Genomic DNA, 13,155 nt, shown 5'->3' with positions numbered 1-13,155 from the left:
TCTCGATCGCCTTCTCCAGTCCGAGCGTCAACTACAGCAATCCACAATGGAACAGCAACGGCACACGTTTGCTCTATCGTCAAACCCCAAAAAACACGGTCACCAATCCCAGCGACGCCCAATGGTGGATCGCCCAGAGCGACCAGCCCGGTGGCATCGCCGCCAAACCCTTCGCCCCCACCTACTCGATCCCCTCTATTTCTTATGATACACAAAACTACCAGATCCTCGGCAATAACGCCAACGACATCTTTACCACCAGCATAGCGGGCAGCGATAAAACAAAGAAAGGCGATGTGCTTCCGGGTCATCCCCTGCCAGCCTCATTAGAGCGCCTGCTCTGGCGGCCGGGACACCAGAATCAGAGCTTTCTCTATGCCATCGAAAAGCAGACCAGTGAAAATAGCACCAAAAATCAGCTCTCAATCCAATTGAGATTACGCACCCTCGAAGGACCTTCCACCCCGATTGCCACCTGCACCTGCACCCAGTTCGCCTGGTCGCCCGACGGCAACTATGTCCTCTACAGCAGTGGTAATCAGTTCACCCTGATCAACATACAGGATAACAGTCAGTTCACCATTAAAGCAGAAACCGACGCTATCCCGGCCTGGTCCCCCAACGGCCAGTTTCTCCTGCTCGACGGCCACCATAATCTCTCTATCGTCAACATCGCCAGCAAAAAACAGACCCGGCTACTCAGTGACAGTAGCAGCAACCAGGCCACGCCACCAGCCGCCCTGGGACAGACCAGCACCCTGCTGCAACCCATCGCCAACAGCCCCTGGTCCAGTGACAGCCAACAATTCATCTTCCTGAGCCACGGCCGCCTCAAATGGCAAAACCAATCCCTACCCGACAGCCAGGGACTCTACACCGCCACCATCAACCAGCAAGGCCAGATCCAGGGCAAACCCCAACTCATCACCAACGGCCAGATCACCCAACCCGGCTGGACCCACCAGGATCCCAACGCATCATTCTTATCGTAGCGGCAGCCTTCAAGGCCAATACGTTTCGCTTAAGCCCAGGGACGGTTTGATCCTTAGAGGAGATGAACGAAAGTAGGTTCGACCCTTTGGGTCGATTGGTTCCCTGCATACTATCCTTGCTTGACCATGAGCAAACTATGACATGTTAGGCAATGCATTCGTGTGGGGGGAGACAATCGTGTGGGGGAGACAATCGTGTGGGGGGAGACAATCGTGTGGGGGAGACAATCGTGTGGGGGGAGACAATCGTGTGGGGGAGACAATCGTGTGGGGGGAGACAATCGTGTGGGGGAGACAATCGTGTGGGGGGAGACAATCGACCCAAAGGGTCGAACCTACCATTTGTATCTCTCTTGATCATTTTTGCATGCGTTGCTTCATGATCATGCCACCATTGTAGCCATTCCATCCATAACCGAAACGTATTGGCCTTCAAGGCTGCAACCCGTACCCGTAAGCGTAACAAATCACGAAAGGAACACAAAACTATATGAATATAATACAATATGTTGAAGACGATTTTTGTTATTTGAGCACAACCGGACGGCGTTCCGGGAACATGCATACAATTGAGATCTGGTTCGCGCTCCAGGACACCACCCTCTACCTGCTGGCCGGTGGCCGCGAGAAAGCAGACTGGGTGCGGAATATTATGCAGCAGCCAGAAATACAGGTTAAATTGGGAGAACAACTGTATCGAGGCGAGGCCCATGTAGTGGAAGCCGCCAGCGAAGAGGATGCACTGGCCCGTCGCCTGGTAGAGACGAAATATACGCCGCGCAGCAGCGACGACCTCACCGAATGGGCCCGCGACTCGCTACCCATTGCTATTGTGATACGAAATAGGATACAGTAGGAACCAGCGATAGGAAAACTGAATACTGCAAAGGTCCTGATCGAGGGCCTGGACAATACAGAGACGCAGTTATTGATTATTTGGAGGACCACATGAGCAAGAAAGATTCTAAATTACACCTGGTCGGCCGGAACCCGGAGCCCGAAGAAGATACGTTGGATGACATGAATGAGTACAGCGAAATGGAGCTCCTGGAGCACCTGGAATCCCTGCGCGAAGACATGGAAGACCTCAACGTCACCACCCTCGCCCAGGTCATCGAACGCATCGCCGAACTCCACACCAAACTCGACAAGTAGCGGCAGCCTTGTAGGCTGCCGCTACGGGTTAGCTGCCCAGGTAGGCCTGGCGGACCAGGTCGTTGGTGAGTAGGTTTTTGGCTGTGTCGCTCAGCACTATTTTTCCGGTCTGGAGCACGTAACCACGGTCGGCGAGGTTGAGGGCCATGGAGGCGTTTTGCTCAACCAGGAAGATGGTCATGCCTTCATCTCGGATGCGCAGGATGGTGTCGAAGACGGTCTCGACCAGCTTGGGTGAGAGTCCCATGGATGGCTCGTCCATGCAGATCATCTTGGGTCGCGACATCATGGCGCGACCCATGGCGAGCATCTGCTGCTCACCACCAGACATGGTGCCGGCGATCTGTTTGAGACGTTCACGCAAGCGCGGAAAGATTTCGCAGACGTAGTTCATGTCGGCGGCGATTTCTTGCTTGTTGGCGCGTGTATACGCCCCCATCTCCAGGTTCTCACGCACCGTCATACGCTGGAAGATACGGCGGGCCTCAGGCACCAGCGCCAGGCCGGATTTGACGATATCACCGGTCAATTTGCGCTCGATTTGCTGGTCGTTAAAGTTAATCGTGCCACTGCTGGCACGCGCCAACCCAAAGATTGTCTTCATGGTCGTAGTCTTACCGGCCGCGTTTGCACCCAGCAGACAGACAATCTCTCCCTTCTCAACCTCAAGTGAAATATTCTGCAACACATGGCTCGGACCATAATATGTGTTGACATCAACGAGTCGTAACATTATAGACCTCTTGACCTATCTATTGTAATGTAATGGACATTCCTTCAGGCTTCCTCGGCGGCTGACTCATCATCTTCCGCCTTCGTCTCTGACTGCCGACCCAGATAGGCAGCGATGACGCGCTCATCATAGCGAACCTCATCGGGCAAGCCATCCGCGATCTTCTGGCCATAGTCCAGGACCGCGATATGATCGGACATACCCATGGTTACCGCCAGCTTATGCTCAATCAAGAGAATCGTAAGTCCAAGCTCGTCACGCAAGCGACGAATATATTTTACCGCCTCCAGGGTTTCAACTTCGTTCATACCGGCCGTGGGCTCATCCAACAGGAGCAATTTGGGATCTGCCGCCAGCGCACGCGCAATCTCAACGCGACGACGATCGGCATACGAGAGATTCATCACATACTCATCCTGCCGCGCCACCAGCGCGGTCCCAAAGAAGCCCAGCAGCTCCAGTGCCCGCTCACGTGCCCTTTTCTCCTCCGCGACGACGCTACGCGTGCGGAAAAGGGATCCCAGCACCCCGGCTTTCAAGCGCGTATGTTGTCCCACCAGCACGTTTTCCAGTACCGTCATGTTATTGAACAGGCGGATATTCTGGAATGTCCGCGTAATACCCTGAAGCACAATCTTGTCCGGAGAAAGGCCGGCCAGCGAGCGGCCAGCCAGCAAGATCTCTCCGGATGAAGGTTCATAAATGCCCGTAATCAGATTAAAGACCGTGGTTTTACCCGCACCATTCGGACCAATCACGCTCACGATCTCGCGTGGCCGTACAATCAGATCTACCTTCGAGACCGCCGTCAGGCCGCCAAAGGTTTTGGTGACGTTACGCAGTTCCAGCAAGGCTTCCGTCTTACTGGCAACCGCCGCCGCGGCCGGCTGACTACTCGTTCTTACCTCTTCTGAACTCATCTTTCATCTCCTCCTTTGTGGCGACTACTCCACCTTCATCTCAGCTTCAAACTCAGGCGTCCCGGGAGGTTGATCCAGCGCAGAAGGCTCGGCCTCTTCATCCTCATTTGTGGTATGATGCAGCTCACGCCGGCGTCTGGCACTTGGAATCAAGCCTTCAGGCCGGAAGATCATAATCACAATCAGGATAATGCCGAAGAGCAAGTTACGCACATTGGAGAACGTAAAGTTGTGGATCAGCTGCGGCAGAAAATGCAGGAAATTCGATGGATCACTGGCATAGGTATCCAGCTGGTTCAGGATCAGCAGGTTGATGGCATACACCACAACCGCACCGACCAGCACACCAGGAATACTGCCCAGACCACCGATCACGACCATGGCCAGATAGATAATCGAGTCAGTCGAGTTGAAATCTCCAGGAGCCACTGTACCCAGTTTAGCGGCGTGATAGACACCCGCGATACCCGCGAAGAACGCACCGGCCGCAAAGGCGAACAACTTGGTATTCACCAGATTGATACCGGACGACGCAGCCGCAATCTCATCCTCACGAATCGCGATCCAGGCACGTCCCATGCGTGAGTCACGCAGGCGCACATTCGCGAAAATACAGACACCGATCAAAATCAAGATCAGGTAGTAGTAGGGCGTCGGACTATTGCTCCAGTTGAGGCAGAAAGAGCCGATACAGGGTGTGGCCGGAGGATAGACGCCGGCGATACCGTCGGTACCGTTGGTATATTTATCCATCTGCGTAAAGACGATCGGGATAATTTCACCAAAACCGAGCGTCACAATCGCCAGATAGTCACCACGTAAGCGGAGCGTCGGCGCACCCAGCAGAACCCCCCAGAGCGCGGTCAGCAGGGCCGCGATAATAAGCATGGGCCAGAAGAACCAGGAAAAGATCTCCGGGCGCGCGATCATGCCAGTCAATACATAGAACTGCGGCGAGCCGACCATCGACCAGGCATAGGTGCCAATAACAAAGAAGGCCACATAGCCCAGGTCCAGCAGACCAGCAAAACCCACCACGATATTCAGACCCAGGGCCAGAATCACATAGAAGCCCAGGTCACCATAGCTGGTAATCCGGCCCTTAGTTCCCGAGCCAAAGAGAATCGGATCCAGGATCGGATAGAGCACAACAAAAGTCATCAGCAGCATCAGATAGATGCGCGTCGCGCCACGACTCTGTAATGGTTTATCATTAGGCACGACATCCCGCGCCTCTTCACTGGCCCGGCTGGCCGAGAGGCTTTGCAATTGCTCCTCGCGACTCACTTTGCGAGCATTCCCACGCCATCCCATCCGACCACGCTGAGCCCCTTCAGACTGCGCCACCTCGATACCAGCGTCCGGTGCAACCGTATAACGCAGAGCCATGCGCCCACCCAGGCGACCCAGGAAATAGCCAGCTACCGGCAACAATACCGTCCGCACCGCGACCCAGATTAACAATAAAGGTGCCAGTTGATCAGTAGCAAAAAAGATTATGTCCGCCACCAGGGTAATCACAGCAAAGATGATGCCAAACCACAGACCAGCCTGCTGAGCCAGGCGCAACAGCGCCCCGCGCTCCTTATCATCAATCACATGCAGGCTCGCCAACGGAGCCGGCGGCGTATAGTGACGCGCCCGGCGAATGCGGGTACGCACAAACAGGTAGATACCCCAGACCACTACCGCCAGGCCGATACTAATCAAGAGATTCGAGGTCACCGCCAGTAATACGAGAGGAACAACTGTCGCAAACGCAACATCGAACCAGACTTCCAGCATATTACGTCGGCCACTATCCGCTGCAACCAGATAGCCCGACAACGCAATCGCCGATCCATAGACCAGCAGGAGGAAGAGAGACTGGATAATCAAGGACCAGGGATCATGGTCCAGACTGGTAACATCTGGATAGAGCAGACTGAGCCAGACGCCATTCACCATCTGCTCGCCAACCCAGACATAAGTAAATACGCAGACAGGCACAAGCACGGCTACCAGCCATTTAAGCAAAAGCTTGCGAGTCTCGGTATTTGGGAGTAATTTACGAGGACTTTCTGATACAGCCACGTTTTATCACCTCACTCTGACGCTTGATGTACTTACTCCATACAATCGCAGCTACGTCTTCACGATTGCCATTGGAGAAACCGCCGCGTTCCAATTTCTCGCGTTACACTTTCTCAGGTGTATTCTGTCCAAAAAGACCAGAGGGGCGGAAAACGAGAATCAAAATCAAGATCGCAAAGATGACGGCCTTGTTCCAGGCATTACCACCATGTGGCAGGACGGTAGCAGGAATCAAGGTCACCAGCGAATAGATCAAGCCGATGATCAGGCCTCCAAACATCGCACCCACCAGATTTCCAATACCACCCAGCACGGCAGCAGTAAACGCAATCAAGCCCTGCTCAAAACCGAGGTAGAAATAGGTATTGGGAAACTTGAGACTGTAAATGAAAGCCGCAGCCCCGGCCAGACCAGCACCGATAAAGAACGTGACGCCGATGATCAGGTTGACGTTCACACCCATCAGGGCAGCCGCATCACGATCCTGCGCCACCGCACGCATCGCACGACCGATACGGGTACGCGTCACCAGCAGTTGCAGACCAGCCATCAGGATAATCGCCACGACCAGTACAAAAATGTTAATCACATCAACATTTACCGGACCCATTTGGACGCTACCAATTGGCAATGACACAAAAGAAACATTGGTATTGCCAAACCAGAGCTTACCAACATCCTGCAAAACCAACGACACACCGATCGCCGAGATCAGGGGGGCCAGACGTGGTGCATTGCGCAGCGGTCGATAGGCGACACGTTCAATCAAGACACCCAATACCGCACAAAAGAGAAAGGAGCCTATACAGGCCAGAGCCAGTTCACTGACCAGCACCCAACTCATTGTGGAAGGCGGATTGGCAGCCGTCACCCCCAGCATACTGAGAATAGCAATAGTGACAAACGTCCCAAGCGTAAAGATATCGCCGTGAGCAAAGTTAATCAGCTCGATAATACCGTAAACCATCGTATATCCCAGCGCAATCAGGGCATAAATCGCACCTGTGGCCAGACCAACGATTAACAGGTTTAAGAAAGTAGCCATCAGCTGGTTACTCCTTATCTTCGCGAAGCAAACGGACTAAAGGGACAATATGAAGAGAGGAAAAAAGAAAAGAAACAACCTGGAAAGGTATCAGCCTGAAAAAGTTTCCGCTAATGCCTCTCCAGGTATTCCGTGAACCTTCGTTCAATTTTCATCAAACAAAGCTTCCCGGATACTTTTTTACTGTCACTTATTGCAGGCTACTGGTGTCAACCTGCTCCAGGAACTTCCAGCCATCGCCGCTACCTAGATCACCGATGGTGTACAGGGAGATGAAATGGTTAGTGGTATCGCCGTTTTTGTCGAAGCTATGATGGCCAGTAACTCCATCATACTGAATGTTCTGCACGGCATCGATGACAGCCTGACGGAACTTCGCGGCGCCTGCGTCATCGTTTGAATCCTTTGGAGCGTCAGCTTTTTTGCTTGTGACCACTGATTTGATGGCATTCAACAAGATCTTGGTATCGTCATAACCGCCGGCGCTATACGCACCAATGGCATCGGGACCAAACTGCTTGGTGTAAGCATCGAAGAAAGTTTTTGAAGCAGGAGACTGGCTTGGATCAATACCAGGGATAGAAGTGTAAACTGGACCGCCACCCAGAGGCTTCACAGCCTTGGCCAGGGCCGAAGTTTTGGAACCATCACCAGCAAGGAAAGGTGTGTTGGCCAGGCCAGAAACACTCTTCATCTGCTGACGAATGGTAATACCACCGGTAGAGTCGTTACCACCGAAGAAGATCACGTCTGGGTGCTTGCCTGCGATCTCGGTCAGGATATTCTCGTAGGAGTTCGTCTGCTTGATACTGGCGCTACCAAGTACCGTACCACCAATCTTAGTCCAATAGGTAGTAAAGTTCTTAGCCAGACCAACACCATAGGCCTCGGTATCATCAATGACGTAGGCGGTTTTATAGCCTTTGGTCTTGTGCCCATAAACGGCCAGAGCAGCACCCTGATACTGGTCGATGGTAGCGGTACGGAAATAGGTTACTTTTCCGGTTGGGCGCAACTGATTTACCTTACTCTTCGCGCCACCGCACTCAAATGCAGGAGTCTCTTTGGTCAGACAGTCATTGGTGTTTGAAGGACTGATAAGAACCATTGGGGCCCTGTTAGTGGTTGGCATTTCGGCCAGGGCCACGCTACTGTTGATTGGTCCCACGGTACCCACGACCTGAGGATCACCAATCAGATCGGTTACGTTCTTCTGGCCGACGGTCTGATCGTGGGTACCACTGGCACCAACGTCATCTTTAGCAACCTGGACAAATTTGTAGCCGGGTAAGAAATTGGAGTCGTTGGCCTCTTTAATGGCCAGGGTTGCGCCATTTTGCGCGGGCATACCGGTTGAAGCATCACCGGCAGTGGTTGGAAATTCAGTACCAATCTTGATGGTAATCGTTCCTTGTGTGCCACCGTTACTGCCGTTTCCAGGCGTTGAGCCACCAGGGTTACCAGCACCACAAGCGGTCAGGATGCCGATAATGAGCGTAAAGCCTAACAATGAGGCAAAAATACGAGACGGACTTCGTCGCATAATGTAGTCAGCCTGCCTTTCAATAAGTGTCCACCGTTACCGTGAAACACCTTCCACCTTCGAATAGCTAATAAAAAAACAATGCAAAAAGGGGTCACAGGTTGCTGTACTAATAGTAAGGACGTTACTACCTTACAAAAATAAATACGTTGCGAAGTAAGTAAATCTCACCAATCAGCCCTATCTCATTGGAAAGCAAGCATCCATCACGCACAAAGCCAGCAGACAAGTTGAATTGCAACGCCAACGTTTTATCGCAGGTAAGGCAGAGAGATTGAAGGGATTATATGTATTGCCAACCACGATGTCAATAGGCATTCTTCCCAACTATGCAACAGGAGAGGAGAAATTCAGTCTGTAGCAGCTACGAACGAAAGCGTGTCGTCATGATCCGCTTTCGTTCGTAGAAATGGGGGAATCAGGCATGCAGGTAGGTATCGAAGAACTGGTCGACGCGAGTTTCGTAATCGCTGCTGGCCAGAGCATAGGATTGGGCATGGCCCGCGCCACTAACGATCCAGGATTGCTTGGGAGTGCCAGCGGCCTGGTAGAGAGCCGTCATGCCCGCTAGAGGCGTCTGATTATCATTGTCACCATTCACGAAGAAGAGAGCGGTCCGACCCGTCAGTTTGTTGATCACGTCGATGGGGCGCGCCTGAGTAATATCAACGCCATACACATCCTCAACCAACTCACGATCAGCATCCCTGACCTGGTCGTTCGGTACATCACCAGGCACCCGTGTCGCATCTACAGGACAACTTTCGGCGACCAGAGCGACAATATCGGTACTGCGGGCCGCGGCCAGCACGGAGGCCGTCGCGCCCATCGACAGGCCAAGCACGCCGATTTTACTATCACTCGTATCAGGATAGGCATGTAAAAACGAGATCGCCGCCAGGATATCGCCAGATTCCACCAGACCTAAAGTCGACATTGTGCCCTGACTTAAACCATAGCTTTGAAAATCAAATAAGAGTACTGTATAGCCATGGTTATAAAGGAAAGTTGCACGTTGCAACATATCTACACGATTTCCAGGCGTACCATGCGTCAAAATAATCACCGGTGATTGCGGTGAGTGTACAGCCAGCCAACCCGAGATAAGATTGCCACGTTCATTATAAAAAGAAACATCAAAAACTGGAATGGCATGAATATCCCTGGCAGCCGGAATCGGTTTAGCAGCCCCGGGCGCAAGCCTTTGGTCAATTGAAAAAGCTCTGACTTCTCAGAACGATGCAAGGTAGAGGCATTGCTACCATCTTCCTGGACCGCTGGAATAAGAGGGTCGGTCTGCACATCCCAGGTATTCTGCTGAGCCATCTGTTTCAGTGTATAGGCCGCACCATTCACTGGAGAAACATAGACAGCATGCAAACACCAGGCCACCGACGCAAGGAATATCATATAAAAAGTAAATATAAACATACTCCATTTACAGGATCGCCGCATCGTAAGTTCTCCATACAATTGATTATTTAGGCGCAAATTGAGCACAAAAACGCCCAAAGGCCGCAGCAACCTGCTGCTGAGTCGACTCCAGCGTTCCCCCATTATTAATTACTTCATCGACCAGATTTCGCTGGACAGTAGGGTCTGGTTGGGCTTGTAAACGTGCCTGAGCCTCTGCCAGGCTTAAACCATTGCGTCGAATCAGACGTTGCAACTGTTGTTCGACGGGGCAAACAATCAGCCACTTTTTCTGACAAAATTTCCCAGATCCGCCCTCAAGCAACTTTACCGCATCCAGAACCGCAATCCCCTCGGGACTGACCGTTGCCAGTTCAGCCCGCACAGCCTCATGGACTGCTGGATGCACAACCCGTTCCAGACGTTGCAGGACTCAGGATCATGAAAGACAATCGAACCCAGCGCCTTGCGATCCACCCACCATCCGCCGTCAACACAGCGTCCCCAAAAAGCTCACCCACCCGCAGCGCAATCGGCTGCCCGGGCTCATATAAACGATGCACCAGCGCATCGGCATCAATATAACGCTCACCACCAAGTTCCAGCACCATCCGCCCCACCGACGTCTTGCCACAAGCAATATTGCCTGTAATCCCAAGCACATATGGCATAAAAAGAGCAACATCCTTTCTGCTGATAAGCGTTGAACGATATTTCGCTGCGGCTCCGTATCTCAAAATCGCGTCACCCTCAAGGCCGCCTGGCACGCTCATGACACGTACAAATAAAGCGAGCGCCACAGGCGCGAGCTGTGGAAGAATTAACGATACATAATGTAAACGCTAAATCCCCTCTCATTATATCAGAGGAAAACAGCTCAGGATAATTGAAAAAAGAAGGAATTTTAGGAAATACTCCTGCATCCTGTACGAGCCAAAAGTCCTCATTTTTTTCGTAGCAGAGCGCTTGATAATGTATACTTGCAGTGTGGTGTACTAAAGTTGTAAGCGACTACAGACCATTATAGAGAAGCACCCAAATAGTCTTGTTGTCAATAGGCTACAAACCACTAAAAAAACCACACTCGAAGCGATCCACTCACCCTGACCATTGCGCATGCAACTGGTACTTTCTTCTTATACACGGATCGTTATTATTCTATATAGATAAAATCAGCGCAGTAAATAATCATTGTTACAAGAACACATCCTTTTGATTCTATGTACGATTGAGTAACGTCTATAGTAGACAGATGCCGGACCTGTAAAGTACGAATGAGTAGTTATGTTTGCCAGTTGATATAAACACAGGTACAATGGATGCAGATAACTATCACTGGTATGTGCGCCCATTGTACACAGGCCAGTCGATAGGCCACGCAATCAAAACTGGAAGGAACAAAATGTATTCTGGAGAGTTGACAAAAACGCCGCCACAGCGAGAGCAACCCAGGCATATCGGCCTCATCATCGGCATGAATCAGTATCAGGACAGTACATTTCGTCCACTTCAAAGCGCCGAAAATGATGCCCGCGCCCTGGCCCAGTGGTTGGTAAATAATAAGGGAGGCAAGTGGTCTCCCCCAGATGTGCAGCTCGTACAGGGTCAACATGCCACCAGGGAACTTATAGAATCACTGATTACACAAATATGTCTCCATAAAGCAGAGGAAGGTGACTCAATCCTGCTCTATTTCGCAGGCCACGCCTTTGTGGATGAACGCTCAGGTGAGGGATATCTGGCATTTAACAATTCCCGCTATCAAGATCCATCTACCTGTTTGAGTCTGCATTCTTTCTCCCAGCATGTTCTAACCCAGAGTCGAGCCGCGCAGATTCTCTGTATTTTCGATTGTTTCCAAACGGGACCAGTCTGGAATATGCGCCGAACTTCCCCATATGACTCAAAGCCACTGCTCGGCAGTGCCGTACTGGGTCTGTTGCAAACATTTCCCAACCGGCTATTTTTGTCCTCTTGCCGTGGCAATGAACAGGCAAGAGAAACGAGCGAGCACGGTATTGGTCCACTGGTCCATAGTATAATCATGGGCCTGGGAGGACCGGCTGTTGATCCAACGACAGGGTAGCAACTCTCTCAAAGTTGCATGCCTATCTGTTCGGCGTACTTGACGAGCAACACCGGCCCCAACTCTTTGGTCAGCAGCAAACGCCCTTTACGATCCTGGGAAGCCTACCAGAGCCAGATCTTAGTAGCCCAAGCGGGACATTTGCCCAGACTGGTGTGCCCATGAGCCCTCCTGGCCCTCATACCAGCGGCATGCTGTTAAAGAGAAGCCTCCCTTTTGGGGCGGCCTCGACAGCCACCACAGGTAACGTTGCCTCCTCGACGCTGGATCCACAGCGCGAGCAGCAACTTCAGCAGATGGTAGCCCAGGCACAACAAATGTTCCAGGCACAAAATTATGGTGAAGCCTTCAACCTCGTCGAGCAGGTCCTGCAGGTCTCACCCAATGATCTCCCTGCACTGATCCTGAAAGGACAGTTGATGGGAACTGCCGGCCGCTATAGTGAGGCACAGCAGACCATTGAACATATCCTGCAGCTCGATCCGGATAATGCCATGGGTTGGAGTATGCGCGCCGTCGTGCTCAGCAACCAGGGGCAACATCAGCAGGCACTCAACGCCGTTGAGCGCTCACTGGAGTTGGATGCGCAGAATCCCGAAACCTATGTGATCAAAAACAACATCATGGGGAGCCTGGCCGTAGCCCAGACCCAGACGCCCGAACGAGCAAGCAGTAAATTAAAGTCAGCCAGAAAAGATGAGCCAGCCACCGGCAGCGCAGGTAAAGCCTTCATGCTCGGTAGCGCCATCAGCATCCTGGGTCTGATCATGGGACTGGTAGGGATTGGACTGCTGGCCATCATGGCCAGTATCCCCTATATCGGACTGCTGCTGCTCAGCATGAGCATCGCCGTCCTGTGCGTCAACGCCGCTCGCGGCGCATTCCGCTACGGTATCGCCCTGCTGATCGAGACCAGCATCTTCTCGGTCCTGCTCGCAGCCATTCTGGGAGGACTCGGCCTGGTAGGCCAGAGGTTCCTCATCAGCCAGATCAACCTGCGCCCGAGTTTATTCATGCCCATCATCGCCCTGGGTATCTGGCTCGCGGCCGCGGCCGCGGTCCCGTTTATCCTGGCCCTCGGTGGCTTCATCGGCGGCTTGCCTGTACGGATGAGACGCAAAAAAAGCTAGCATCCGCGCAGCAAGCCAAAAGGCTCTCCCCATGCCCGGTGGGGAGAGCCTTTTGGCTTGCTGCG

14 protein-coding genes are annotated in these 13,155 nt (G+C 52.4%); 5 read left to right on the top strand and 9 right to left on the bottom strand.

Annotation, left to right across the window (positions count from 1 at the left end):
• Positions 1-68 precede the first annotated feature (68 nt).
• The 3 genes from KDW_RS27825 to KDW_RS27815 all read left to right on the top strand — a co-directional run bounded on the left by KDW_RS27825 (position 69) and on the right by KDW_RS27815 (position 2,147).
• Positions 69-992, top strand: a complete 924-nt coding sequence (locus KDW_RS27825; RefSeq protein ID WP_162005676.1) for a TolB family protein — start codon at positions 69-71, stop codon at positions 990-992.
• Between the two features lie 490 nt (positions 993-1,482).
• Entirely contained in the window at positions 1,483-1,848 is a 366-nt protein-coding gene (locus tag KDW_RS27820) for a nitroreductase/quinone reductase family protein (protein ID WP_151759187.1), read from the top strand.
• A 92-nt stretch (positions 1,849-1,940) separates the two neighbouring features.
• The gene (locus tag KDW_RS27815) at positions 1,941-2,147 is read left to right on the top strand and encodes a hypothetical protein (protein ID WP_151759186.1); all 207 of its coding nucleotides are present in this window, start codon (positions 1,941-1,943) and stop codon (positions 2,145-2,147) included.
• A 28-nt stretch (positions 2,148-2,175) separates the two neighbouring features.
• On the opposite strand, the gene KDW_RS27810 is transcribed toward KDW_RS27815, so the two are convergent.
• The 9 genes from KDW_RS27810 to KDW_RS35405 all read right to left on the bottom strand — a co-directional run bounded on the left by KDW_RS27810 (position 2,176) and on the right by KDW_RS35405 (position 10,545).
• Positions 2,176-2,880, bottom strand: coding sequence for an ABC transporter ATP-binding protein (locus KDW_RS27810; protein ID WP_151759185.1), 705 nt, complete (start codon positions 2,878-2,880; stop codon positions 2,176-2,178).
• A 44-nt stretch (positions 2,881-2,924) separates the two neighbouring features.
• Positions 2,925-3,800 carry an ABC transporter ATP-binding protein gene (locus KDW_RS27805; protein WP_151759184.1) on the bottom strand — a complete coding sequence of 292 codons (876 nt, stop codon included), beginning with the start codon at positions 3,798-3,800 and terminating at the stop codon, positions 2,925-2,927.
• Between the two features lie 24 nt (positions 3,801-3,824).
• A complete protein-coding gene (locus KDW_RS27800; RefSeq protein ID WP_151759183.1) occupies positions 3,825-5,873 on the bottom strand; it encodes a branched-chain amino acid ABC transporter permease in 2,049 nt (682 codons plus the stop codon).
• A 103-nt stretch (positions 5,874-5,976) separates the two neighbouring features.
• Positions 5,977-6,918: a branched-chain amino acid ABC transporter permease gene (locus KDW_RS27795; protein WP_151759182.1), complete on the bottom strand. Its 942-nt coding sequence runs from the start codon at positions 6,916-6,918 to the stop codon at positions 5,977-5,979.
• A gap of 190 nt (positions 6,919-7,108) precedes the next feature.
• The gene (locus tag KDW_RS27790) at positions 7,109-8,461 is read right to left on the bottom strand and encodes a branched-chain amino acid ABC transporter substrate-binding protein (RefSeq protein WP_151759181.1); all 1,353 of its coding nucleotides are present in this window, start codon (positions 8,459-8,461) and stop codon (positions 7,109-7,111) included.
• A 418-nt stretch (positions 8,462-8,879) separates the two neighbouring features.
• Positions 8,880-9,527 carry an alpha/beta hydrolase gene (locus KDW_RS27785; protein ID WP_503826630.1) on the bottom strand — a complete coding sequence of 216 codons (648 nt, stop codon included), beginning with the start codon at positions 9,525-9,527 and terminating at the stop codon, positions 8,880-8,882.
• Entirely contained in the window at positions 9,524-9,892 is a 369-nt protein-coding gene (locus tag KDW_RS32030) for a hypothetical protein (protein WP_162005674.1), read from the bottom strand. Before KDW_RS32030 ends, KDW_RS27785 begins: the two co-directional genes overlap by 4 nt.
• 46 nt (positions 9,893-9,938) lie before the next feature.
• A complete protein-coding gene (locus KDW_RS35410) occupies positions 9,939-10,283 on the bottom strand; it encodes a dephospho-CoA kinase (RefSeq protein ID WP_162005673.1) in 345 nt (114 codons plus the stop codon).
• Complete coding sequence (locus KDW_RS35405) at positions 10,264-10,545, bottom strand: dephospho-CoA kinase (protein ID WP_162005672.1); 282 nt, start codon at positions 10,543-10,545, stop codon at positions 10,264-10,266. The genes KDW_RS35410 and KDW_RS35405 overlap by 20 nt, the downstream gene beginning before the upstream one ends.
• Before the next feature lie 731 nt (positions 10,546-11,276).
• On the opposite strand from KDW_RS35405, the gene KDW_RS27770 reads away from it, so the two are divergent.
• Both KDW_RS27770 and KDW_RS27765 read left to right on the top strand, forming a co-directional pair.
• On the top strand, positions 11,277-11,960 hold the full coding sequence (locus tag KDW_RS27770; RefSeq protein WP_162005671.1) for a caspase family protein: 684 nt from the start codon (positions 11,277-11,279) through the stop codon (positions 11,958-11,960).
• A gap of 14 nt (positions 11,961-11,974) precedes the next feature.
• Positions 11,975-13,090 carry a tetratricopeptide repeat protein gene (locus KDW_RS27765; protein WP_151759176.1) on the top strand — a complete coding sequence of 372 codons (1,116 nt, stop codon included), beginning with the start codon at positions 11,975-11,977 and terminating at the stop codon, positions 13,088-13,090.
• Positions 13,091-13,155 lie beyond the last annotated feature (65 nt).

Origin of the sequence: Dictyobacter vulcani (assembly GCF_008974265.1) — a bacterium.
GTDB lineage: Bacteria > Chloroflexota > Ktedonobacteria > Ktedonobacterales > Ktedonobacteraceae > Dictyobacter > Dictyobacter vulcani.
Note: the sequence above shows the minus strand (reverse complement) of the source record. Positions and strands in the feature narration are given on the sequence as shown.

Excerpts from the sequence above, each read along its gene's own strand:
- KDW_RS27820 (WP_151759187.1), top strand. The coding sequence starts at position 1,483 with ATGAATATAATACAATATGTTGAAGACGATTTTTGTTATTTGAGCACA.
- KDW_RS27815 (WP_151759186.1), top strand. The coding sequence starts at position 1,941 with ATGAGCAAGAAAGATTCTAAATTACACCTGGTCGGCCGGAACCCGGAG.
- KDW_RS27810 (WP_151759185.1), bottom strand. The coding sequence starts at position 2,880 with ATGTTACGACTCGTTGATGTCAACACATATTATGGTCCGAGCCATGTG.
- KDW_RS27805 (WP_151759184.1), bottom strand. The coding sequence starts at position 3,800 with ATGAGTTCAGAAGAGGTAAGAACGAGTAGTCAGCCGGCCGCGGCGGCG.
- KDW_RS27795 (WP_151759182.1), bottom strand. The coding sequence starts at position 6,918 with ATGGCTACTTTCTTAAACCTGTTAATCGTTGGTCTGGCCACAGGTGCG.
- KDW_RS27790 (WP_151759181.1), bottom strand. The coding sequence starts at position 8,461 with ATGCGACGAAGTCCGTCTCGTATTTTTGCCTCATTGTTAGGCTTTACG.
- KDW_RS32030 (WP_162005674.1), bottom strand. The coding sequence starts at position 9,892 with ATGTTTATATTTACTTTTTATATGATATTCCTTGCGTCGGTGGCCTGG.
- KDW_RS35405 (WP_162005672.1), bottom strand. The coding sequence starts at position 10,545 with ATGCCATATGTGCTTGGGATTACAGGCAATATTGCTTGTGGCAAGACG.
- KDW_RS27770 (WP_162005671.1), top strand. The coding sequence starts at position 11,277 with ATGTATTCTGGAGAGTTGACAAAAACGCCGCCACAGCGAGAGCAACCC.